This window comes from Pseudomonas sp. MD195_PC81_125, assembly GCF_014060985.1.
Lineage (GTDB): Bacteria > Pseudomonadota > Gammaproteobacteria > Pseudomonadales > Pseudomonadaceae > Aquipseudomonas > Aquipseudomonas parakoreensis.
Genome location: NZ_JABULD010000035.1, coordinates 1 through 23,154, shown reverse-complemented (window position 1 = coordinate 23,154; position 23,154 = coordinate 1). Strand labels below are relative to the sequence as shown.

The 23,154-nt window shown below is 57.9% G+C and carries 15 protein-coding genes and 9 pseudogenes; 16 read left to right on the top strand and 8 right to left on the bottom strand.

Features of this window, described 5'->3' with window-relative positions; all coding sequences use genetic code 11:
* Positions 1–12: 12 nt before the first annotated feature.
* Positions 13–1,369: pseudogene (locus HT737_RS01890) on the top strand (glutamine synthetase family protein).
* A 351-nt stretch (positions 1,370–1,720) separates the two neighbouring features.
* Here HT737_RS01890 and HT737_RS31130 read toward each other — a convergent pair.
* Positions 1,721–1,834, bottom strand: a pseudogene (locus HT737_RS31130) (FAD-dependent oxidoreductase); the annotation flags it as partial.
* Positions 1,835–2,344: 510 nt separating this feature from the next.
* Between HT737_RS31130 and HT737_RS01885 the strand changes: the two are divergent.
* The 5 genes and pseudogenes from HT737_RS01885 to HT737_RS31600 all read left to right on the top strand — a co-directional run.
* The gene (locus HT737_RS01885) at positions 2,345–2,887 is read left to right on the top strand and encodes a redoxin domain-containing protein (RefSeq protein WP_182401192.1); all 543 of its coding nucleotides are present in this window, start codon (positions 2,345–2,347) and stop codon (positions 2,885–2,887) included.
* An 11-nt stretch (positions 2,888–2,898) separates the two neighbouring features.
* Positions 2,899–3,438: a thioredoxin domain-containing protein gene (locus HT737_RS01880; protein WP_182401190.1), complete on the top strand. Its 540-nt coding sequence runs from the start codon at positions 2,899–2,901 to the stop codon at positions 3,436–3,438.
* A 98-nt stretch (positions 3,439–3,536) separates the two neighbouring features.
* Positions 3,537–4,637 (top strand): low temperature requirement protein A, encoded by a 1,101-nt coding sequence (locus HT737_RS01875; protein ID WP_182401188.1) that lies wholly within the window; start codon positions 3,537–3,539, stop codon positions 4,635–4,637.
* 226 nt (positions 4,638–4,863) lie between these two features.
* Positions 4,864–5,166, top strand: coding sequence for a putative quinol monooxygenase (locus HT737_RS01870; RefSeq protein WP_025569629.1), 303 nt, complete (start codon positions 4,864–4,866; stop codon positions 5,164–5,166).
* A gap of 193 nt (positions 5,167–5,359) precedes the next feature.
* A pseudogene (locus tag HT737_RS31600) lies at positions 5,360–5,542 on the top strand (potassium transporter); the annotation flags it as partial.
* A gap of 38 nt (positions 5,543–5,580) precedes the next feature.
* Here the strand turns inward: HT737_RS31600 and HT737_RS01865 are convergent.
* The 3 genes from HT737_RS01865 to HT737_RS01855 all read right to left on the bottom strand — a co-directional run bounded on the left by HT737_RS01865 (position 5,581) and on the right by HT737_RS01855 (position 8,587).
* Positions 5,581–6,564: an LLM class oxidoreductase gene (locus HT737_RS01865; RefSeq protein WP_182401186.1), complete on the bottom strand. Its 984-nt coding sequence runs from the start codon at positions 6,562–6,564 to the stop codon at positions 5,581–5,583.
* Positions 6,565–7,048: 484 nt separating this feature from the next.
* Entirely contained in the window at positions 7,049–7,480 is a 432-nt protein-coding gene (locus HT737_RS01860) for a VOC family protein (protein ID WP_182401184.1), read from the bottom strand.
* Between the two features lie 189 nt (positions 7,481–7,669).
* The gene (locus tag HT737_RS01855; protein ID WP_182401182.1) at positions 7,670–8,587 is read right to left on the bottom strand and encodes a LysR family transcriptional regulator; all 918 of its coding nucleotides are present in this window, start codon (positions 8,585–8,587) and stop codon (positions 7,670–7,672) included.
* A gap of 179 nt (positions 8,588–8,766) precedes the next feature.
* Between HT737_RS01855 and HT737_RS01850 the strand changes: the two genes are divergently transcribed.
* A complete protein-coding gene (locus HT737_RS01850) occupies positions 8,767–9,414 on the top strand; it encodes a hydrolase (protein WP_182401180.1) in 648 nt (215 codons plus the stop codon).
* A gap of 168 nt (positions 9,415–9,582) precedes the next feature.
* Here the strand turns inward: HT737_RS01850 and HT737_RS01845 are convergent, their stop codons facing one another.
* The 4 genes and pseudogenes from HT737_RS01845 to HT737_RS01830 all read right to left on the bottom strand — a co-directional run bounded on the left by HT737_RS01845 (position 9,583) and on the right by HT737_RS01830 (position 15,270).
* Positions 9,583–10,470: a hypothetical protein gene (locus HT737_RS01845; protein ID WP_306287136.1), complete on the bottom strand. Its 888-nt coding sequence runs from the start codon at positions 10,468–10,470 to the stop codon at positions 9,583–9,585.
* 792 nt (positions 10,471–11,262) lie between these two features.
* Positions 11,263–13,885: pseudogene (locus tag HT737_RS01840) on the bottom strand (EAL domain-containing protein).
* 138 nt (positions 13,886–14,023) lie between these two features.
* A pseudogene (locus HT737_RS01835) lies at positions 14,024–14,765 on the bottom strand (anti-sigma factor).
* Complete coding sequence (locus HT737_RS01830; RefSeq protein ID WP_041064046.1) at positions 14,758–15,270, bottom strand: sigma-70 family RNA polymerase sigma factor; 513 nt, start codon at positions 15,268–15,270, stop codon at positions 14,758–14,760. The pseudogene HT737_RS01835 and the gene HT737_RS01830 overlap by 8 nt, the downstream one beginning before the upstream one ends.
* 178 nt (positions 15,271–15,448) lie before the next feature.
* Between HT737_RS01830 and HT737_RS01825 the strand changes: the two are divergent.
* The 9 genes and pseudogenes from HT737_RS01825 to HT737_RS01785 form a co-directional block, all read left to right on the top strand.
* Positions 15,449–16,394: pseudogene (locus HT737_RS01825) on the top strand (metallophosphoesterase).
* A gap of 14 nt (positions 16,395–16,408) precedes the next feature.
* Positions 16,409–16,718, top strand: a pseudogene (locus HT737_RS01820) (plastocyanin/azurin family copper-binding protein).
* Positions 16,719–16,989: 271 nt separating this feature from the next.
* Positions 16,990–17,658 carry a GntR family transcriptional regulator gene (locus tag HT737_RS01815; RefSeq protein ID WP_182401178.1) on the top strand — a complete coding sequence of 223 codons (669 nt, stop codon included), beginning with the start codon at positions 16,990–16,992 and terminating at the stop codon, positions 17,656–17,658.
* 79 nt (positions 17,659–17,737) lie between these two features.
* Entirely contained in the window at positions 17,738–18,544 is an 807-nt protein-coding gene (locus HT737_RS01810; protein ID WP_182401176.1) for an ABC transporter substrate-binding protein, read from the top strand.
* A gap of 99 nt (positions 18,545–18,643) precedes the next feature.
* Positions 18,644–19,333, top strand: a complete 690-nt coding sequence (locus HT737_RS01805) for an amino acid ABC transporter permease (protein ID WP_374011125.1) — start codon at positions 18,644–18,646, stop codon at positions 19,331–19,333.
* A gap of 2 nt (positions 19,334–19,335) precedes the next feature.
* Positions 19,336–20,116, top strand: a pseudogene (locus HT737_RS01800) (amino acid ABC transporter ATP-binding protein).
* A gap of 71 nt (positions 20,117–20,187) precedes the next feature.
* A pseudogene (locus tag HT737_RS01795) lies at positions 20,188–21,229 on the top strand (polyamine ABC transporter substrate-binding protein).
* A 25-nt stretch (positions 21,230–21,254) separates the two neighbouring features.
* Positions 21,255–22,865, top strand: coding sequence for a gamma-glutamyltransferase family protein (locus tag HT737_RS01790; protein ID WP_182401174.1), 1,611 nt, complete (start codon positions 21,255–21,257; stop codon positions 22,863–22,865).
* 106 nt (positions 22,866–22,971) lie between these two features.
* A partial coding sequence (locus HT737_RS01785) for a hypothetical protein (RefSeq protein WP_182401172.1) occupies positions 22,972–23,154 on the top strand: 183 nt, incomplete at its 3' end.

Genomic DNA, 23,154 nt, shown 5'->3' with positions numbered 1-23,154 from the left:
TAACAACAAAGGATGAATACGATGGACGCTGTCTGCTCTGACCTGCTCGCCGAAGTGCGCGCGTTTCGCCAACGCTACCCCGAGGTACGCTATGTCGACCTGATTTCCCTGGACATTCCGGGGCATTTTTACGGCAAGCGCTATCCGGTGGACATGCTCGAAAAAGTCGCAGCGGGAAGCGCCTTGAAACTGCCGCAGAACTGCGTGTTGCTGGGCGTGCAGGGCGGTCTGTTCAAGATCGGCGATTACTGCTTCAACGACGGCGACCCGGACGCTGTGCGCCGCTTGGTGCCCGGCACCCTCAAGCCCGTGACCTGGGAAAATCAGCCGCTGGGGCAGATGCTGATCACCTCCGACGGTACCGCCAAACCCATCGAGTTCGAACCCCGCGAAGTGCTGGCAAAAGTACTGGATCGATTGGCGAGCAAAGGCATTCACCCGGTGGTCGCGTTTGAGCTTGAGTTCTATCTGTTCGACAAAAAACTTCGCGACGGCATCCCGCAATTCCCTCGCGACGAGCTGACCGACGACGCTGATGATCAGCCGAACATGCACATCGAGCGTCTGTCGCGTTTCGCCCCGGTGCTCGACGACATGGTTGAAGCGACGCGGGCGCAGGGCATCGACGCCACGGTGATTACCGCAGAGCTGGGGCCGGGCCAGTTCGAGATCAATTTCGGCCATCTGGACGATGGTTTGCGCGCCGCCGACTGGGCGGCGCTGTTCTGTCGCAGCACCCGCGGCGTTGCGCTCAAGCACGGCTATCGCGCCAGTTTCATGGCCAAGCCGTACGTGCAGCATCCGGGCAGCGGCATGCATGTGCATGTCAGCCTGTATGACGCCGCCGGCAACAATCTGCTGGCCGCCAATCACCAACAGCCGCTGCGCCATGCGGTGGCGGGGTGCCTGGATCTGCTGCCGCACAGCATGCCGATCTTCGCGCCGAACCAGAACGCCATGCGCCGTTTGAGCGGCACGGTGAACACTGCGACCAAGGCGAGCTGGGGTTACGAGGATCGTGACGCCTGCCTGCGCATCCCCCGAGTCGGATACGAAAAACCTGCGCATCGAATACCGACTGGCCGGCGCCGACGCCAACCCGTATCTGGTGCTGGCGGCAATTCTGGTGGGCGTGGAACATGGTCTGGAATCAGGCAAGGAACCGATCCCGCCCCTCAACGACGATCGCAACAGCGGCATCGCTTTCCCCACGGAAATCCTCGATGCCGTGCGCGCGTTGCAGCATCAGCCGCAACTGCGGGCGGGACTGGGCGCCGAGTTTGTCGACGTGTATTGCGAGAACAAACGTCAGGATCACCTGGCATTCATGCAGGAGATCAGCGCGCGGGAGTATCGCTGGTATTTGTGATCACTGGTTCAGCGCCACACTTGAGTCAGGTCCAGCGGCCGCCATGAACGGATGGAATTCAGTACCGGTGAATTCCATCGCTCATCGAACTGATGATGGAGCCACCAGGTATTTTGAACACCGGGCGTGACCATGGCGAAAGAACGGCTTGAATGACGTCTGGAGAAAATCCAACGCCATCCCATGCGGTGTTTGCGCTGAGTTGGAAATAGTTGACGTTGGCTGGCAGCTATCAGCCAAAAGCGGTCAGTGACAATATTCGCAAAGGCTACCGCTCAGCTTCCCGAAGACCGATCTCGACTATTCGTTAGGTACAGCACCATCGCTGCACGAGCCGCATCTTTGATTACCTTCAGCCTCAACCAAGGTGATATTCCCGCCTTTATCAGCCAGGTGATACGCCAGCGAAGCGCCCACGATGCCGGCACTAATGACAACGACTCGTTTGTCCAGAGCATTTCCCATATCAACCTTCATTCTGTCGACCTGAAGGCGGTGTCAGTGTCTGCCTCTGGTCGGTTTCTGCTTGTCGTAACGGGCAGCCGTTGTCGTCCAGAAAGCAGATGTAGATTTGTCTGAAGTGGCGAAATAGCTGCCAAAATCATCGTGTTAAAGCGCCGCCTGAAATGGCAGCAAGATAAGCGCGTAAGTGTTGTTGGCACTTGAGGGTACCGAAAATTCGTTCAGCGACTACGGCAAGCGTCATCAACGACTATAGTCATTGGTGAGCCAGAGCGAATCTGACCATTCCCCTGCCAACCTGGCCTAATCCAATTCCGCGATTACACGGCGGATCTTCTTGTGTTCCTTGATGCGGAACGTGAACGTTTCGCTGCCGAAATCACTCAGGCTCAGGCTGAGATCGAGGCAGCGTTGTCTTTTTTTGAACCCCTTGATGGTGGATGGAGTTATCCCGCCGGGCACGTCGCATCCCACTGAGCACGTCCCAACCACCCATCTATCAAGGTTCAAGCAATGAATACTTTAGAGTTCGATGATGCACAAAAAACCAATGGCGACCTGGTTCAGGGTCCGCTGCCGGCCGGCACTGTCGCGCCCGACTTCACTCTTCACGCGACCCCTGATCAACAGTTGTCGCTGCGTGAGCTAAAGGGAAATCCCGTGATATTGGCGTTTTATCCCGCTGACTGGACTTCGGTGTGTGGTGACCAACTGACCTTGTACAACCAGTTGCTACCCACATTCAGAGAATACGGTGCGGCGCTACTGGGTATCTCGGTTGACAGCGCCTGGTGTCATCAGGCCTTTGCCAAAGATCGGAATTTTCACTTCAGCCTGCTGGCCGATTTCGAGCCCAAAGGGGCTGTTGCACCACAGTATGGAGCGTACGAGTCCCAGCTCGGGTTTTGTAAGCGTGCGCTGTTCGTGATTGACAAGGACGGGGTGGTCGCCTGGAGCTACGTCTCACCAATGGCAATCAACCCTGGGGCGGACGGCATTCTGGATGCGCTGGATGCTCTGGTGAATTCGCCACAAGGCACGCCAATCAAAAATTAACAGGTGATTACATGGCCACTCTCAAAGTCCCAGTAAGTGCCAACGACCATCGTCAGGGAAGTGCGCATGCCAAGGTCACCTTGGTGGAATTTGGCGACTATGAATGTCCCTATTGCGGTGAAGCGTATTGGATGGTCAAGAATCTGCAGCAGCATTTTCGCGATGATTTGCTGTTCGTGTTCCGTAACTTTCCTCTGACCACCGCTCACCCGCATGCGCTGGGTGCAGCGGTCACCGCGGAGTATGCCGGGAGTCGAGGGTTCTTCTGGGAGGCTCACGACGAATTGTATGAAAATCAGGATCGATTGGGTCTGCCGCTGTATCGCGCCATTGTTCTCAAACACGGCCTTTCCAGGGAGGAATTCGATCTTGCAATGCAAGAGGATACTTACATTCCCAAAATACAAGCCGATTTCAATGGCGGTGTACGCAGCGGCGTGAATGGCACCCCAGCGTTTTACATTGACGGGATTCGCTATGACGGAGTTCCAGAGTTCATCGGGATGAGTCAGATGATTGAGCTTTTGTTAGTGCGTGGACGAAATCGCTAGAGAGCCAAATCGGCTTGGCATCACCCACATCGGAGCCGAGGAAAAACCAACGTTAGCTTCCTTTTACATTAAAGAGGTGGACACGGAGCCGGCAACTAATGAAATCTTTGAAGTATTATGAAAAAAATCGACACGCAACATGGTTGGAGTTGTTTTTTGACCTGACTTTCGTTGTTACGATAGGCCAGGTTACGCACACTCTCGGACATGTTCATGAAGGCCACTTTGAACATAAGCAACTATGGACATTCTTACTGCTTTTTGTACCGTTGTGGTGGATCTGGTCCAGTCACACGATTTACTCCAACAGGTTTGATACAGACAGTAATCTTCACCGTTTGGCAACATTATTCATAATGCTCCTGCTCATTGTGCTATCGGCACGGATCGGGGAAGGCCTGGAAGTGAACTACCCGCTTATTATTGCCTGCTATTTTGGTATACGTGCGATCATCAGTGTCATGTATATTTCGTCCATTAGTAAACTCGATTCTCGCGGAGAACTTTCCTCAAAGCTCGGCTTCGCCCTATTAGTTAGCGCAGTTATTAGTCTTTCATCCGTTACTTTTGACCCGCCCTTGCGTTACCTTGTTGCTTATATTGGGATTGTTCTTGATATTCTGTTTCCTGTACTTTTCTGGACTAAATTAAAACCGTTGCCAGCACACACGGAACACTTGGTTGAGCGCATAGGCCTACTCACCCTAATCTTATTGGGGGAGTCAATTATTAGCCTTTCCGGAGGCTTATCTAACATTCAATGGGGTTATTATAGTGTGATGGCGGCCATCACCGGATTTATCATGATTTGCAGTATCTGGTGGATCTATTTTGATAGTTTTTACTTATTGAACAAACATCAAAGCAGCATGAGTGGGCACGCCTTGATCTACTCGCACCTTTTTCTTTTTATGGGGCTGGCACTCCTGGCAAATTTGATCAGGCATGCGATCCTGAATGACATTGCGATGCGCGATTTCCAGATTATGTCGATAACCGGCATGGTCTTGTTTTTCCTGGGGAAGCAATATGGCTATTTCATAGCTGTGAGTCGAATAAGGAAATACATACTGCAAAACACCTTGATCGTGTTTTCTTTAGGTGGGTTAGTTATATTTCTACCGCGTGTCGAGTACATATTGGTCGGCTTGACAGTCACCATGATCTGTTATGTTCTCCTGAATTTCAGATATCGTTGAGTCTTGATTATCAGGCCACAGCTCGGGAAAAGTGATCAAGCGGCTGGTCTGCGGTTTGCGCGCTGCCTACTACGTCATTCTCAGTGTCCGAGCGACATGCGACGCTACCCTTGGTCTCTTTGGGTTTGTAATCCTGGTGTCGTCGACCATAGTTAACAGCCGGATGCCCCTTTTAGCTATTGCGACCAGATAGCACCAGCCGCATCGTAACAACAGGAGCCACGTCATGGTCAAAGTAGCGTTGTTCGTTCGTCTGGAAGCAAAACCTGGGAAAGAGAAAGAGGTGGAGCGCTTTCTCTTGAGCGGCCTTCCTTTAGTGGAGGAGGAGCCAGCCACTACAGCCTGGTTTGGAATCCGCTTGGGGCCGTCTACCTTTGGCATCTTTGACGCATTCCCGGATGAAGCGGGCCGGCAGGCTCATCTTTCGGGCAAGGTCGCGGCGGCGCTTATGGCAAATGCTGCCGAGCTGTTTGCCGAACCTCCATCAATCGAGAAGGTTGACGTCCTTGCGGCCAAGCTGCCCGGTTAAGCAAATCCAACAGGAAGTTCCATTCAGTTCGGGGAGGCCCAGGATGTATTTTGTGAAAATCAGGATAGCCTGGGCCTGCTGCTGTTCCGGGCGGTGATCAATCAAAACACCTGTATTGAAGATAAAAGTCATGGCTAAAGTGCCGTGTCAAGGATTCATACCATGCTCGCGCGCTCGGTTAAGTGAAAGGATACGCGCGCAAATCGTGTCCATGGACGGCGTGGAAGCCGCACAGAATCTGCAAGGCAACGTGCTCATCACGGGTTTAGGCTGGGTAGGGTAGATTGTTTGCCGGGCACCGGTCGCTCATGGCGCGAAGATCTCCATCAGTGATATAGAACCGGAGGTCATCCGCGCCGTGACACCTTATGGTTTCGTCAAGTGAGCATTCGTCGGCGTAGCAGTGACCGATGTTCAATGAGCTGCCTGACGCGGCTGCACTCCGAACTGCGCAACGATGTGCGTACCCAATTCCTCGATAACCTCCGCCGCAGGGCGCTTGCCATATTTGAGATTGAGAATGACGTGGTCCACGCCGATTTCCTCAAGCGACTCCAGCAAAAACCGTAGATGGTAACGTCCAAGTTTGAACCCCAAATGGATACGTGTGGGTGACGTGGACGGATTCTCATCGAGATCGATGTACAGCGACTGAGTAAAGGGCTTGTACACAGAGCCACATTGCCTGGTGACCTCCAGCCGCCAATCTTCCACGACCAGCCGCTGCATATTCGGTATGCGTGGATAGTTGATCCATCCGTTGCTCTCACGCGCGATCCAATCCAGTGACTGGCGACTGTTGCCGGTCACCAGCATTGGAATGAATTGGGTGGTGGGTTTCGGAATCAGGTCTGCGCCGTGCATTTCGCCAGTGCTCCAGTGGATGGGCTCAAAGCTGGTGCTGTGGGCTTGCCGAATCACTTCGTAGTGTTCTCGAAAGATTTCTCCACGCCTTTCGGGATCGACACCAAAAGCCGAAAACTCCACCGGCCGATCTCCCGAAGCCACCCCCAGAATCAAGCGACCTGTGCTCAACTGATCGACGCTGGCTGACGCCTTGGCCGTGTGCAGGGGATGGTGCAAAGGGATGGCAATGGAAGCGGTGCCAAGCGCAATCTCCGAGGTATGGGCAGCCATATAGCCCAGGTACACCCAGGGGTCGAAGACTTGGCCGACATCGCCGAAGCCAGGGTCGCGAAGCGGCACGTCGCGAAACCAGAGCGCGCAGAAGCCCAGCGCCTCGGCTTGTTTAGCCAGTGTGACCTGGTTGAGCATGCTCGGAGTGTCCCCGTCGAACGCCTCCATGGGAAAGAATAATCCAAGGCTCAAATGCCCCTGAGTGAAGGTCCGGCTGAACCCTCGATGCTGCTGGTAAGGAGTCGTGCTCGGCCGATACATACGGATTGACCTCATGGCAGAACGTGAACAGCGCCCCCGTTTCCAGAGGTGCTGCGGCATCGGTCGCTTTTGAACGACAGGTGGGGGACTGGGTCTGGCTTTTACCCGTTGCGCCGTACTGCTGGTCGTGTGGACCGGATTCAGGGGGCAGTTGCTGGCGATAGGCGCGGGTCGGTCCGGGTGGGTGTTAAGTGGACGGTCAAAGGAAGTCAGATCTCTCGGCTCTATACCACCAGATGGGCAAGGTGTTCGAGGAATCATTCTATAAGCGTAGGCGGTTTTGCAGCTCTCCGCCATATTCTTACAATCGAGCCGCTGCCGGGCGAAAGTTGCATATCGAAGACATCTATCGGTCGTTTCCTGCCATTCCACAACGGCCGCTATTAGGCAACAGCGGTCGCTTGCCGATGCCCGCTTCTGGCCGATTGCTGCCTGTCGTGAAGGCCTGCACCGGCCCGAAGTTGACGGACTGCTTGGCTCGGTTTCAGAACGGGCAAGCCGGTCTCTCCCCCAACCGCTCTACCAACCTTACGAGATAACCGTCGGGGTCCTGGACGATGAATTCGCGCTGGCCTACTTCTACATTTTCAGCCCGATACCAAGTGTTTTTGCATTCTCGATAGAGTGGACATCCAGCCTCATCAAGTTTCTGGATGATGGGTGCGACAGCCTCAACATCAATCTGTAAGTTGATGCCTCTTCCAAACGGCTTGGCCAACGGCGCAGTCAGCCATTGACCCGCGTCCGAATCAATCTGCTCAAGCATTACTTGAGCACCATTCAAATCAAGATATGCAAATCCATCTTCCGGGCGTTGATAAGCGACTTTGAACCCCAGACGAGAAACCCAAAAAGCCAGGCTGCTATCCAGGTTGGTGACCATTAACTCCGGAACCAGTTTGTTACGTTCGAACATGAGAAGACTTCCGTTTCAAAAGACTCGTTTTGCGGACGGGCAGGTTCTGCACTGATGGCTTCGATACCACGACGGGATCGTGGCGATGATGCACGCTCGGGTGAGAGTTAACGAGTCGCGTTGACCGGAAGCTGCCCTACGCGAATGGCGGATCAAGAGAAACGTCTGTCGCTCTCGCTTAACCCAACCTCACGCCAACGCATCATCCTGATGTGACAGCGGCTGCACCGCCAGGTGTGGCGTTTCGCCGAAGAACTCGATCAGCAGTTCAGTGAGCACACGAATTTTTCGCGCAGGATGCGGACCCGGCGGGCGGATGATGTAGGCACCGGCCGGAGGGGGAGGATGGTTTGTCATGATCGGCACCAGTGCGCCGGATGCCACGTGTTCATGGGTGACGCAGTCGGGCAGGTAGGCGACACCCAGGCCTGCGGTCGCGGCGGCGACCAGCGCGATGCCATTGTCGGCCTTGAAGCGGCCTTGCGGACGGACCGTGATGACTTTGTCGCCATCCATGAATTGCCAGGCTTCGGTGCCCTGCATGAGGGCCTGATGAGCAATCAGTTCATCCGGCGTCTGGGGTTCTCCATGCGCGTTGATGTAGGCGGGGCTGGCGACGAGCTTGGCGTAGACCGGGCCAATTCGTCTGGCGATCAGATTGGAGTCCTGCATATAGCCCACCCGGATGGCGCAATCGTAGCCCTCGGCAATGAGGTCAACGAAGCGATCGCTGTAACAGGTCTGGATGTGCAGTTGCGGATGCCGACGCGCCATTTCTGCCAGCATCGGGGCGAAGTGACTCTGGCCGAACGACAGCGGCACGGCCACGCGCAAGCGGCCGCGGAGGGCGCCGGCGGGCAGGATCGTTTCCTTGGCGATGTCGATCTCGGTGCAAACCCTGGCGGCGTAGTCCCGGAACGTCGCACCGGCCTCGGTAAGTGCCGCGCCGCGAGTGGAGCGTGCCAGCAATTGCACACCCAATTCGGTTTCAAGCCGAGCCAGGCGGCGGCTGACGATCGATTTCGACACGCCAAGACGCAGAGCCGCCTGCGAAATGCCCCCGGCATCAGCCACTTCCACGAAGGTCTGCAGTTCTTCGATATCCACGCTTGCGTTCCTCTTTTCGCGACACAGCACGTCGCGCAATGCTACTACTGCGTCGAACATGGGAACAGCACAATGGATTTTCCGGGCATGGCGTCATTCGCACATGTCTCGGAATCCATCACCCGCACAGGCTCCGGCCTGATTCATAAACGTGCGTCACCCATGAAAAGGATTTGCCGATGGCAAGCGAGACTCTCCGCAACCCCCATACCGATCAGCTACTGACCCCGGAAAACTCGGCGTTGATCATCATCGATTATCAACCTGTTCAGGTTTCTTCGATCCGCTCGATGCCGCGTGATGAACTCGTCTTCAACATAACCAGCGTCGCGAAGGCGGCGGTCAACTACAACCTTCCGATCATTCACTCGACAGTCAATGTCGGGACCGGCCGCAACAAGCCGCCGATTCAGGAGTTGCAAAAGGTGCTCGGCCATCTGCCGACCTATGACCGCACATCGATCAACAGTTGGGAGGACACGCAATTCAAGCAGGCAGTCAAGGCGCTCGGGCGCAAGAAGCTGATCATGACTGCACTCTGGACCGAAGCGTGCCTGACATTCCCGGTGCTCGACGCGATCCAGGAAGGTTATGACGTTTATGTGCCGGTCGATGCGGTCGGCGGCACATCGCTCGCCGCGCACGAGGCGGCGTTGCGCAGAATGGAACAGGCGGGCGCGAAGCTCATCAGTCGGGTGCAAATGTACTGCGAACTACAGCGCGACTGGGCGCGAGAAGTAACCGTACCGGGCTTTCTGGGCGTATTCGAGAACTTCGACGGGTTCAACGCTGAAAAAGCGCTGGAAGAGGCGAACAAGAAGGCTTGATTAGGAGGCAGTGGATGAAGGTGTCGCTCGCGAAAGCGGGCGCCACCTTATTTTTTCCTGCTCCAAACGACCGCTTTTGTGCAGGCCCTGCCGCCGATTCAGTACCTTGGATGCGTCATGACCCCGTCAGATACCAACATGTGGATGCTGGACAGTCGTGTCGCTAACTCATGAATCAGGAAGAGGCTTCACCAAAACCAATACGGCAAAAACTTCGGTGTGGGTTCGATCATGAGTTCCAGGTGGTAGGTGATCGGGTTGAAGAAAAAACATATCCAGTATCAGAAAAGCCGCTACGCCAAACGACAGCGTTATGAACTCGCGATAGGGATGCTCGGCGAAGTACTGGTGTTTACCATGGTAGACACTCAACAAGGCAGACAACCCCAGGCCCACGCCCAGGTAATTAGGTTGTAACGGAACATCGGCGAAGTTGTTGTAGACCAGCACCGCCACCAGCATACCCAACCCCAGCAGGGGCAGCTTCAGGCAGACGTTGAGCAGGCCGTTTTTGGCGCGGACGAAGGCGGCTTCCTTGCTGACGAAGAGGTAAGCGGCCAGCAATGAAATCGCCGGGGTGATTGCCAGGATGTAGCGTGCTTTCTTGGAACTCGGAAGAGTGAACAGCACCAGCAGCACTAGCAGCCAGCCGGTTAGATAGCGCAGCAGGTAGATGTTTCTATCGCGGTTCGAACGGAAGAACAGTTTGTACTTCTTGAGAATGACGTTGATGGCGTAAAACACCGTGATGCCGTAGGTCAGCAGACCTGTCGAGAAGTAGAAGTAATAGCGTGGCGCGTGGTCGGAACCGAAGCGTGCGATGCCCTGCATGTTCAGCACTTCGTCGAGGAACGCTGGCCCTCCTTGCACGTAGGCCGCCCATGCCAGTAACACCACCCCTACAGTCAGAATCACCCCCGAGAGCAGTGAAAACAGCAGCAACATGCGCCACTGCCGGCTCAGTAAGTAATAAGCGCCAATGACACTCGCAGGTCCGATCAAGCCGATAGGCCCACGAAAAGCGAAACCCAGTGCCAGCCCGACGTACAGAAACACCAGGCGGCGCGGGTCTTTTTTTGATCTCGGCCGTATAGGCAAAGTAGAAGCACATCACCGTTAACAGCGCCGGATAGATATCCAGTGCCAGCGAGTTGACGCCGTCGAGAAAAGCCCAGGTCAGCAGACTGAAAAGAACGCCGTACGCCCCCCACTTCTTGCTGTGCAGCGCGCCCAGTCGATAAATGAATACCAGCATCAGCGACGCGGCCACGCAGGACGGAAAACCCATGGAAAGAACGGATACCCGGCCGAATGGCAAGGACACTAGGTAGACCAATAAGGTATTGAGGACCGTGTAGTCGGGATAGGGTTTGAGGTCTTCGGTGATCGGGAACAGTGTGATGCCGTGCAGCAACATGTAGTCGGCAAAGTCGACAAAGCGTGTTGTGTAGTTGAGGACCGCGGGTTTGTACTGCAATGCCATGAACACCGCCAGTGTCATGAAAAAAAATGCTCAGGCATGGATTTCTTGCAATCAGTCCCGTCAACATTCCAGCCCGCGAAGTGCGCTCTACAACAAGCCGGGCATCATATCGATCCATCGTTAACCCTTTAGTGAAGTTGTTCTTTTGACCGCAATCCTGACAGTCCGGTGACGCCTGCATTGAACTTGTGTGTGGCGCGAGATTGATGTTGAGCCTGGCCCGCGGCGAGGGCTATTCAAGCATGACGGCCCTAAACACACCCTGAACAAAATCAATTGAAGTCAACAGGAAAACCGTATTAACAACGCGTGTCGAAACGGGCTTTGTGCATTTCAATGATTGAATGGCAGTGATACAAGGCCGGCTAGATGACGCGACCTTTCTTCGACGGCGAATGATCGGCCGGCCCGGTTCTGGCGGTTTGCAACAATCGGGCGAACGCCGCTTTGTCGATGGGCCGACTCATGAAATAACCCTGCACCTCATTGCATTGATCCTTGCCCAGAATCGCCAGTTGCTCCTCGGTTTCCACGCCTTCGGCGGTGACGGTCAGGCCCATGGCTTTACCCAGGCCGATGATCGCCTGGACCACGGCGCGATCGTTGGCGCCGTTGCTGATCGAGGCGATGAAGCGCTTGTCGATCTTGATCCCGTCGAACGGGTAGGCGCGCAGGTAGCCGAGAGACGAATAGCCGGTGCCAAAGTCGTCCATGTTCAGGCGCACGCCGAGTTGCTTGAGCGCATTCATCGTGGCCAGCGCGCCGTCGGTGTCGACGAGCATCACGTTTTCGGTAATTTCCAGTTCCAGGCGACTGGCCGGGAAACGGGTCTGGATCAGCGCTTCGCGAACGTCTTCGACGACATCGCTGAGGGCGAACTGTGCCGGGGACAGGTTGACTGACAGGAGGATGTCTGACGGCCATTCGAGTGCGGTTTCACAGGCTTCGCGCAACACCCAGCGTCCCAGCGCCACGATCAGATCGGTCTGTTCCGCCAGGCCGATGAACACGTCCGGTCCCAGCAGCCCCTTGGTCGGGTGCTGCCAGCGCACCAGCGCCTCGACCGAGACAATGTGCTTGCCGTCGACGGTGTAGCGCGGCTGGTAATGCAGAATGAATTCGTCGTTTTTTCAGCGCGCCGCGCAGGTCGCTTTCCATTTGCCGGCGGGTCTGGATCTGGTCGTTCATGTGCGCTTCGAAATAGCACCAGGTGTTTTTGCCCTCGGACTTGGCCTGATACAGCGCGATGTCGGCGCAACGGATCAACTCGCTGGGCACGAAGCCCTGGCGGCGGCTCAGGGCGATACCGATGCTGGCCCCGACGTGCAACGGATGGTGCTCGAAGAGCATCGGTTGATGCAGGCTCTCGACCAGCCGGGTGCAGAACCGGTCGACTTCCTGCCGAGTGTCCATGCCATTGAGCACCACGACAAATTCGTCGCCACCCAGGCGTGCGACGATGTCGTGCTCGCGGGTGCATTCGCGCAGACGACTGGCGACTTCCTGCAGCACCGCGTCGCCTGCCGGATGGCCGAGGGAGTCGTTGATCGGCTTGAAGTTGTCCAGGTCGATCACCAGCAGCGACAGCGGCGGCGCGTGCTCCTTGAGCAGCAGCGCCTCATCCAGATAACGCGCCAACTGGTTGCGATTGGGCAGGCCAGTGAGGGCGTCGTGCATCGACAGGTGCTGGATCTGCGCATGGGCGGCGACTTCGTCGGTGATGTCGCTGGCGGTGCCGCGATAGCCGACCACGGTTTGCTTCTCGATAATTGGCCGCGCCGACAGTCGGCAGTGGCGTTGCTGCCCGGCGTGATCGCGGTAGGTGCAACGCAAGTCGCTGGCATTGCTGTCCTCGGTGAGTTTTTTCAGCCACAGCTCCAGCGGCGTGGTATCGCACGCCACCAGTTGCCCGATGCCCTGGCCCAGCCACTGGGTTTGCGGGTAGCCGGTCACCTCGCTGAAGCGCGCCGAGAGATAGGTCAGGCGCAAGTGCCTGTCGACTTCCCAGATCCAGTCCGACGCCGCTTCGGCGACCGCGCGAAAGCGTTCTTCACTGGCTTCCAGCGCATGGTTGGCCGCCTCCAGTGCCTGATTCGAAGCCTGCAGCGTGCTGAAACTGTGGTCGACGTAGGTTGAAGAACGCACGGCGTGACGCAAGAAATAGGCGGTCAACAGCATCAGCACGGCCAGCACGGCGCCGAGGGTTGGCAGCAGTGACCACAGCAGTTGCTGCCCGGGTCGTTCCAGATCCGCTATCAAGCTGTAACCGGTGCTGTCCAGCGGTACTCGTGATTGTTCTTCGGCAAGTTGTCCGTCCGGAGTCAGGGTCAGGTTGCTCAGGCCATAAGCGACTCCGATCACCCGCAGTTTGGCGGGCGTCAGCTTGTCGACGAACACCAGCACCGAGGTTTGTGTCGGATCGCCCACTGGACGTTCGTCGTTGGGCAAAATTGCCGCCGCCGTAACCAGTGCCGGCCATCCGTCGAACAGTGAGTAGGTGCTGACAGGCACCGTCAGACTGGATTGGCTTTGCACTTGATCAATCAGTGAGGCGGCAGATACCTCGAGCCAGCGCGAGATGTCACCTTCTTTCTGTTGCCCTTGCACCACGGCGTATTGGGTCCCCTGTCGATTCAACACAAAAACACCGTCATAACCGTCGGTGGTGAACAGGGTTTTGCCGATATTTTGCTGGTTGTACGCCCAGTCGGTATCGACATGTGGATGCAGGTGTTCGTAGGCCGTGTTCCAGTCAGCGTAACTGGTGATGTAGCTTTTGGAGGTCGCAATGCGATTTTCCAGGGCGCGGGCCGTATAGAAGCGGGTTTGCTCGACATCCTCGCGATCCAGGCGAGCGGCAATGCTGAGCAGGGTGCCAATCGCAGCAATCACCCCGACGATAAACAGCGTGGCGACCGCAAATGCTAGGCGGCGGGTAATGGCGCTTTGCTGAGGCGGAACCGGCGTGGCAGGAGCGAAACTGTCCATATGCTCGTCCTTGGTAGCTAGGGTTTGCTCATCTGGAACAGCGGCCCGAGCGCATTGTTCAATCTGTTGTTGGCAATGGCGCTGCGGCGGATTTCTCAAGCGTAGTGAATACGCGGGGATTTTGCCTTTGGCGCACCGTCATTGCGCTCTGAGCAACTGCCCCAAGACCTCCAATTCTCCTTTCTCCACATCCGACACCAGCACGAAACGCATATGAGCGGCCTGCCACGAGACCACGTTGAATCCGCGCACGCTGTGACTCTGCACGGCTTGGTCCGCCTCGTTCGTCGGCAGGATGAACAGGTTGATGATGTGCTTGGCATGCCCGTAGCTCAGGGCGGCGGTGGTCTGGTGTTGCAGGTAATCCAGACGCCCGCCAAGCAAGGGGAAGCCTTGCGCCGTGTAGTCGAATACCGGGGGCGAGAAGTCGAGTTTGCCGGTGAACCACGGTTTGACGGTGTGGCGATCGGACGACACCACGTCGTTGAGGTGTTCGCCCATCAACGAGCGTACGTGGCTGGACACGGCCTCGTCGATCAAGGGTTGCTCGCTGCCGGGAGTGGCGACATACAGCACCAGCGCCAGAGCCAGCGCGGCGGCGGAAAAGGCCGGGGCCAGCCATTTTTGCCAGCGCTGGATGAACCTCGGCTCAGGTTTGTCTGCGGCGAACACGCTCGCCGCCCATGCGGCGGGCGCCGGGTAGTAGGGGTACATGGCGCTTCACGCTGACCTTGAGCAATTTCGCTTGCTCGTGCAGCTGCGCGCATTCGGCACAGGTGCTCAAGTGCGCGGTCACCTGCGCCGCCGTCGCCGGATCCAGTTCCTGATCCAGATAGCCGTGCAACTGTGTCTGGCAAACCGCGCAGTCGAGTTCATTCATGATCGTGCAACTTCAATAGTTCGAGCTTGAGCAGGGCACGTGCCCGGGCCAGTCTGGACATGACGGTGCCAATCGGAATATCGACCACCAGGGCGATGTCCTTGTAAGGCATGTCTTCGAGTTCCTTGAGCACAATCACCTCGCGAAACACCGGCGGCAGAGCACTCAGCGCCTGCTGGAGCAAGGCGGCATTTTCCATGTGAATGGCCAGCAGTTCCGGGGTCTGGCTGTGGCTCAGCGGGCCTTCGTCAGCGACCCGGTCGTCATCGATGGCGACCCAATGGCGCCCGGCCGAAGCCTTGAGCCAGGTGTAGCTTTCGTTGCGCACGATGGTCAGAAACCACGCCTTGGCGTTGCCGTCGGCGAAACGTTGCAAAAACCGGAAGGCGCGCAGGGCGCTTTCCTGCACGACGTCGCGCGCAGCGCTGTCGTTGCCGGTAAGCCAGCGCGCAAGGTTGTAGGCCGCGTCCAGATGGGGCGCAATCAATTCCTCAAATCGCTTCATGGTCGGTTCCGCACCGTCACCCCCCTGTAACCGCGCTGCGGCAGGTTTTATTCGCGCAAAAAGATTTATTTTTTGCCGTGGAATAAAGCCTCACGCCGCAAGGTTTACCTCGTGTCAGCTACCTCACTGTAGTTCGCCCGCGAGGACACATTGATGGACATTCAAGCAAAAACACCCGCTGCGCACCGACGGCCCGCTCAACCCGGACCGGCGAACCCTGCTCAAATGCTCGGCGTGGGCCGGGGCCGGGGTTCTCTGGGCCCTGAGCGGCGGCATCCCCAAAGCCTTTGCGCTGGATGACGCAGGCAACGTCAGCGATCCCAAGGCGCTGGACAGCACCTTTTCACTTCGTGCAGATCAGCGATTCGCACATCGGCTTCAACAAGGAAGCCAATCCCGAACCGGTCAAGACCTTGCAGGTGGCCATCGACAAGGTCATCGCGCTGCCCAGACGGCCATCGCTGATCTTGCACACTGGCGACATCACCCACCTGTCCAAGCCCGAGGAATTCGACACCGCCGCACAGTTGCTCAAGGGCCTGCCATCCACCGTGCATTACGTCCCCGGCGAACACGACACCCTCGACGAGGGTGGCGGCAAGCTGTACCTGGAGCGTTACGGCAAGGGCACCAAAGGCAACGGCTGGTATAGCTTTGATGATCATGGCGTGCATTTCATCGGGCTGATCAATGTCTTCAATTTCCAGGCCGGTCATGAAGCCACCCTCGGCGCCGAGCAACTGGCCTGGCTGGCCGATGACTTGCGCGCAGTCAGCAGCAGCACGCCGATCGTCGTGTTCACCCACATCCCGTTGTGGACGGTTTATCAGCCGTGGGGCTGGGGCACCGAGGACGGCGATCAGGCGATCGCGATGCTGCGCAAGTACGGCTCGGTGACGGTGCTCAACGGGCACATCCATCAGGTGATCCAGAAAGTCGAGGGCAACATGACCTTCCACACCGCCCGTGGCACCGCCTATCCGCAGCCGGCACCGGGTGCCGCACCGTCGCCGGGGCCGATGACGGTGGCGGCGGATCAGCTGCGCAATTACCTGGGGATCACCGACGTGCGCGCGACCCAGGGCGATCACCCACTGGCCCTGATTGATTCGACACTGGTGTGACGGAGGGTGAACCGATGAAAACGCGACTGTTGGCGCTGATGTGCCTGTTGCTGGCGATACCGGTGTGGGCAGCGGAAGTGAAGATCGACATCGAGGAATTCATGTTCGCCCCCAAGGACCTGACCGTGGCCGTCGGCACCAAAGTGACGTGGGTCAATGATGATCAGATCCCGCACACGGTGGCGGAAACCCACAAGGTGTTTCGCTCGGGTGCGCTGGACACCAATGACAGCTTTTCCTGGGTATTCGATACGCCGGGGGAGTTTGAATATTTTTGCGTTGTTGCATCCGCAGATGATCGGCAAGGTGGTGGTGACGCAGTGAACTGGCTCGTGATCTGCTGAATACGTACCGCAAAGGTGTCGCTGGCCTGAGTGTTACTCAGCTACCAATCTGCACCTTTGCGGGGCTTGCCATGGGCTATCGGGTAGCACTGTTCTAGCTTCGGGCGGCAGCATTAAATCGCTGTTCGTTATGAATTCGTGAGTTAAATCATTCAAATCAAGCGCTTGGCCCGGTGCGGAGAAATCTGGCATGCATCGTGCTTTTTTGCATCCGTGGATAACTGGATACAAAAAAGACAAAAGGTGCTGCCATGCAATTCGCTCCTGCCTTCGATCAACGTCAACCGATGACCGCCGAAGAAGAGGCCTACAACTTTCTGTTGGAGGGCATTTGTGGTGGTCGGTACCGCAAGGGCGACCGGTTGATCGCCGAGGACATCGCCAGTGAAATCGGCATGAGCCGCATGCCGGTGCGCGAGGCGTTTCGCCGTCTCGATGCGCAGGGTCTGGTGACGCTGAGGCCCAATCGCGGCGCGGTGGTCAGTGGTCTGGATGTCGAGCAGATGCACGAAGTGTTCGAGATGCGCAGTGCGCTAGAGGGCCTGGCGATTCGCATCGCGGTGCCCAGGATCAGCGAGCGTCAGTTGACGGCGCTGGAACGGCTTCTCGATGAAATGGATGACTACCGCGACGAGAGTGCGGCGTGGGTCAGCCGCCATCGCAAGTTCCATGAATACCTGTGCAGCCTCAGCGAACGCCCTCGGTTGCTCAAGCAGATCAGCGCCCTCTACGCGCTGATCGAAGCGCCCATGCGCCTGTGGCTGCAGCACATCGAAAAGCCGCTGAGCGCCCGCCAGGAGCACCAGATCATCCTTGATGCGATTCGTGCCGGCGACGCCAGCAAGGCCGAAGCCGTGGTGCGCGAGCACATCGAAGGCACGGTGCCCGAGCTGATCAAATTTTTGCAATCGGAAAAATAACCACAGAGCGGAACACGAGTCCGCCGATGTTTTGACGTTGAGTACTGCCCCGTTACTAACCGAACTGGAGTGTCTGGTCATGCATACGTCTCGCCTGTTATTGGCTGCAATTTCCCTCGGACTCTGTTCGCAATGGGCGCTCGCCGCACCCACGGTGCCGGAGCGTCTGGTCAAGGTCGACAAACTGACCTATTGCTCGGGCATGGATTCGCCGCCGCTGGTGTCTTTCGATGAAGCGCAAAAGCCCAAAGGCCTGACCGTCGACCTGGGCCTGGAAATCGCCAAGCGCCTGGGCGACAAGCAGGTCGATTGGCGGGTGATTCCGTTCTCCGGACTGCTCCCGGCCTTGCTTGCCAAACAGTGCGACATGATCGTCGACCAGCTGTTCGACAAGCCCGAGCGCCGTGAGGTGATCGACATCGTCAACTACATGTATTCCAGCCAGGCAGTCGTCGTGCCCAAAGGCAATCCGAAGGCGCAGAAAACCCTGGCGGATCTGAGCGGGCACAAGATCGCGGTGCTTAACGGCTCGACCATCAAGACCTTGCTCGATGCGGAAAATGAAAGCCTGACCAAGGCCGGCAAGCCACCGATGAAACTGGTGGTCTACAACACCGACACCGATGCCTTCCAGGCCTTGCGCATCAATCAGGTCGACGCTTACGGCACCACGGTGGAAACCGCCGGTTATTACGCGGCGACGGCTCCGGATCTGTTCGAAGAAGGCGTCCCGGCCTTCAGCCGGATTCTCACCGGCCTGGGCATCCGCAAGGACGATGCGCAACTGAGCGCTGCGGTGCAGCAGATCATCACCGACATGCGCAGCGACGGCAGCTACAACCAGCTTCTGAGCAAATGGCACGTTTCCAGCGACACACTCGATTGAGGTAAGCGTTGATGAACTTCAATTGGGATGTGTTCTGGCAATACCTGTTGCAGCCGAGCGGGGTTTATCTCACCGGGCTCTGGCTGACCTGCCTGATCAGTGTGCTGGCAATGCTGCTGGGCTGTGTGCTGGGGTTGGCCGCTGCATTGTTGCGCTTGTCGAAGAACCCGTTGTTGCATCTGTCCCGTGCGTTTTTATGTATGGCTGATGCGCGGCACGCCGTTGCTGGTGCAGATCGTTTTCCTCTACACCGCGCTGGCGGCGGGCGGGATTTTTCGCTTCGAAGACATTGAGCTGTTCGGGCTGGTGGTGCCCGGCAACATTCAGGCGGCAATCATTGCTCTGGGGCTCAACGAAGGCGCGTACATGGCCGAGATCATCCGCGCCGGGATCGGCGCCGTGGACAAGGGCCAGTACGAGGCCGGGCGTTCGCTGGGCATGACCTTCGCCAAACTGATGCGCCGCATCGTCCTGCCGCAAGCGTTCCGGGTGATCGTGCCGCCGCTGGGCAACGAGTTCAACGTGATGCTGAAAAACACCACGCTGGTCAGCGTGATCGGCGTGCAAGAACTGTTGCTCAGCACGCAAATGGTCACCTCGGCGACTTTTCGGGTGTTCGAGTTGTACCTGGTGGTGGCGATTTATTTCCTGTTGCTTACCACGCTGTGGGGCTTCTTTCAGCGCTGGCTGGAGAACCGCTTCGGTCAGTCCGACCGACCTTCTTCGCCACCGCCGGCCTCCAGTCGGATGTTCGGTCGCAGCACTCTGAAACTGCTGAGGGGACGCTAAGCATGGCGCAGCCAACTGACGAACTGATCATCGAAGCGCTGAACATTCACAAGTCTTTCGGCGATCTACAGATTCTCAAGGGCATCTCGCTGCAAGTGCGCCGTGGCGAAGTGGTGGTGCTGATCGGCGCTTCGGGCTCCGGCAAAACCACGTTCATCCGCTGCATCAACCTGCTCGAAGACATTCAGGGCGGGGAGATCCGGGTCAGCGGTCGGCCCATGGGCTATCGCACCCGGGCGGACGGCAGTCTGGTGCGTGATTCGGAGCGCAACATCGCTCGCCAGCGTCGCGACATCGGCATGGTGTTCCAGCGCTTCAACCTGTTCCCGCACATGACCGCTCTGGAAAACATCATCGAGGCACCGATACAGGTGTTGGGTGTGCCACGCCAGGCTGCGCTGGAACAGGCGCGGGCCTTGCTCAAGCGAGTCGGGCTGGCAGACAAGGCCGGGCATTACCCCGTCGATGCTTTCCGGCGGCCAGCAGCAACGAGTGGCGATCGCCCGAGCGCTGGCGATGAAACCGCAGGCGATGCTGTTCGACGAACCCACCAGCGCCCTCGACCCGGAAACCGTCGGCGAGGTACTGCAAGTGATGAAAGAGCTGGCCGAGGAGGGCATGACCATGGTCGTGGTCACCCATGAAATGGGCTTTGCCCGCGAGGTCGCCGACCGGGTGGTGGTGCTCGATCAGGGCGAACTGATCGAACAAGGCCCGCCGGAACAGATCTTCAGCCGTCCGACTCATCCCCGAACCCAGGCCTTCCTCAGCCGCGTGCTGTGAATTTCACAAGGAAATCGACGATGCGTTTATCGAGTGTGTTTGCGGCGCTGTGCTACGCCGCCGTGGTCCCCATGCTTCAGGCCGCCGACTCGGTGGTGAAGGTCTACAACTGGTCCGATTACATCGGTCCCGACACGCTGAAGAACTTCGAAAAGGCCAGCACGATCAAGGTTCAGTACGACATTTTCGACACCAATGAAATGCTCGAAGCCAAGTTGCTCTCTGGGCATTCGGGCTATGACGTGGTGGTGCCGTCCAGCCAGTTTTTGTCCAAGCAGATTCGCGCTGGCGCCTATCAGCCGCTGCAACGCGGATTGCTCGATAACTGGAAGCACCTCGACCCGCGTTTGATGCAACGTCTGCAGGCTGCCGACCCCGGTAACCAATACGCCGTGCCGTACATGTGGGGCACGGTAGGCATCGGCTACAACGAGGAGAAAGTACGCGCCGTGCTGGGCAAGGATGTGCCGCTCGATTCCTGGTCAATGGTGTTCGACCCGCAAAATCTCGCCAAGCTGAAAAGCTGCGGCGTGGCGTTCCTCGATGCGCCGGTGAAGATCATTCCCCAGGCCCTGCTTTACCTCGGGCTTGACCCTAACAGCGTCAAGCCGGACGACTACAAACAGGCCTCTAAATTGCTGATGACGTTGCGGCCTTCGGTGACCTATTTCAACTCATCGAAGTACACCGCCGACCTGGCCAACGGCGATATCTGCGTGGCGATCGGCTATTCCGGTGACGTGATGCAGGCCCAGACCCGGGCGCGCGAGGCGGGCAAAAACATCGACATTCGTTACCTGATTCCCAAGGAAGGCGTGAACCTCTGGTTTGACATGCTGGCGATCCCCAAAGACGCCGCTAACGTCGCCAACGCCCATGCGTTTATCAATTACCTGCTGCGCCCAGAGGTGATTGCACCGGTCAGCGATTACGTCGGCTACGCCAACCCCGAACAAGGACGCCACGGCGCTGATGGATCCGAAGGTCAGCGGTGAATCCGGGGATCTACCCGACTGAGAGGTGATCAACCACGCCTTCGTCTCCGCCGATCTGCCGGAAAACATCCAGCGTCTGATCACCCGCGAATGGAACCGGATCAAGTCCGGCCAATGAATTGCTGATTTGAAGAGCCTTTGCCATGTTGAAATTTTCTGCTCACGAATACCCTTATCCGTCGCAACGCCAAAGCGTCTTCGCCCGTCGTGGCATGGTTGCGGCGTCCCAACCTTTGGCCGCGCAGGCCGGTATCGAGATGCTGCAAAAGGGTGGTAACGCGATCGACGCCGCCATCGCCACGGCGGCGGCGCTGACCGTGGTCGAGCCTACGGGGTGTGGCCTGGGCGGCGATGCGTTTGCGCTGGTCTGGTTCAAGGACCAGTTGCATGGCCTCAATGCCAACGGCCATGCCCCGGCCAGTCTGAGCATCGAAGCGGTGAAGGCGGCCGGCCATGAGCAAATGCCGTTGTATGGCTGGACGCCCGTGACGGTACCCGGTTGTCCATCGGCCTGGGCCGAGCTGTCACAACGTTTTGGCGTGCTGCCATTTGCCGATCTGCTGCAACCGGCGATTAGTCTGGCCAGAGACGGTTTTCCGCTGTCGCCGGTGGTTGCCCATCAATGGCAGATCGCGCTGGATGAGTTCAGTCCCCATCGCAATGAAGGGCTGCAGGCCTGGTTCGACACGTTCCTGATTGACGGTCGCGCGCCCAGGGCCGGAGAGATTTTCCGTAACCCGGCGCAGGCGCGAACCCTCGAAGAACTGGCCCTCACGCGTTGCGAGAGTTTGTATCGCGGCGATTTGGCGCAACGCCTGGATGCGCATTCGCGGGCAACGGGCGGCTATCTGCGCGCCACGGATCTTGAGCATTACCGCGCGCAGTGGGTCGAGCCCATCCACGTCAATTATCGCGGCGTGGATGTCTGGGAAATCCCGCCGAGTGGGCAGGGGCTGGTCGCGCTGATGGCGCTGAAAATTCTTGAAGGCTTCGACTTCGACCACCGTGACAGCCAACAGACCTGGCACCGCCAGCTGGAAGCGATGAAGCTGGCCTACAGCGATGGCCTGCACTACATCACTGATCCTTTGCACATGCGCGTGGCCGTGGCCGATCTGTTGAGTGACGAGTACAGCGCCCGCCGCCGTGCTCAGATTGGCGATCAGGCGCAGCCGCCGAAGCCGGGCGATCCACACGCCAGTGGCACGGTGTACCTGGCCACCGCGGACGGGCAGGGCAACATGGTCTCGTTCATCCAGAGCAATTACCACGGCTTCGGCTCCGGCGTGGTGTTGCCGGACAGCGGCATCGCCCTGCAAAACCGAGGGCAGGAATTCAGCCTTGATCCCGAGCATGCCAACGCGTTGGCGCCGGGCAAAAAGACCTTTCACACGATCATTCCCGGCTTCCTGACCAAGGACGGCCAGGCGCTGGGACCGTTCGGCGTCATGGGCGGCTACATGCAGCCGCAAGGCCATGTGCAGATGGTCATGAACCTGGTGGACTTCGGCCTGAACCCGCAGTCGGCACTGGACGCGCCGCGCTGGCAGTGGCTGGGCGGGATGAAGGTTGGCATCGAGCAGGGCGCTTCAAGGGATCTGGCCAATGCGTTGGCGCGTCGCGGACATGAGGTGCAGATCGCCAGTGACCTCACGGATTACGGACGCGGGCAGATCATTTTGCGTGATCCGGTGACGGGTGTGCTGTGTGGCGGGACCGAGCCCAGGGCGGATTCGCATATCGCGGTTTGGTAGCGATGTCAGGCACTCGTCAGGTCAGGAGCACACACTTTTTCACAAAGACCTCCCGGGATCCAATCGGTGGCAGAATCTCCCTGACTTGACTGTTTTGGAGAACACCATGCTTCGTGTGTTTGAACGAAGACTCGACCCTTTCCCGCCTGACGAGTTGCCACCGCCGCCCAACGGTCTGGCCAGGTTTCTCTGGGCCTGCACTCGGGGGGCTCGTGGCTACGTCCTCGCGCTGGCGTTGCTCAGCGCCGCCGTGTCGGTTTATGAAGCGTGGCTGTTTTCCTTCCTCGGC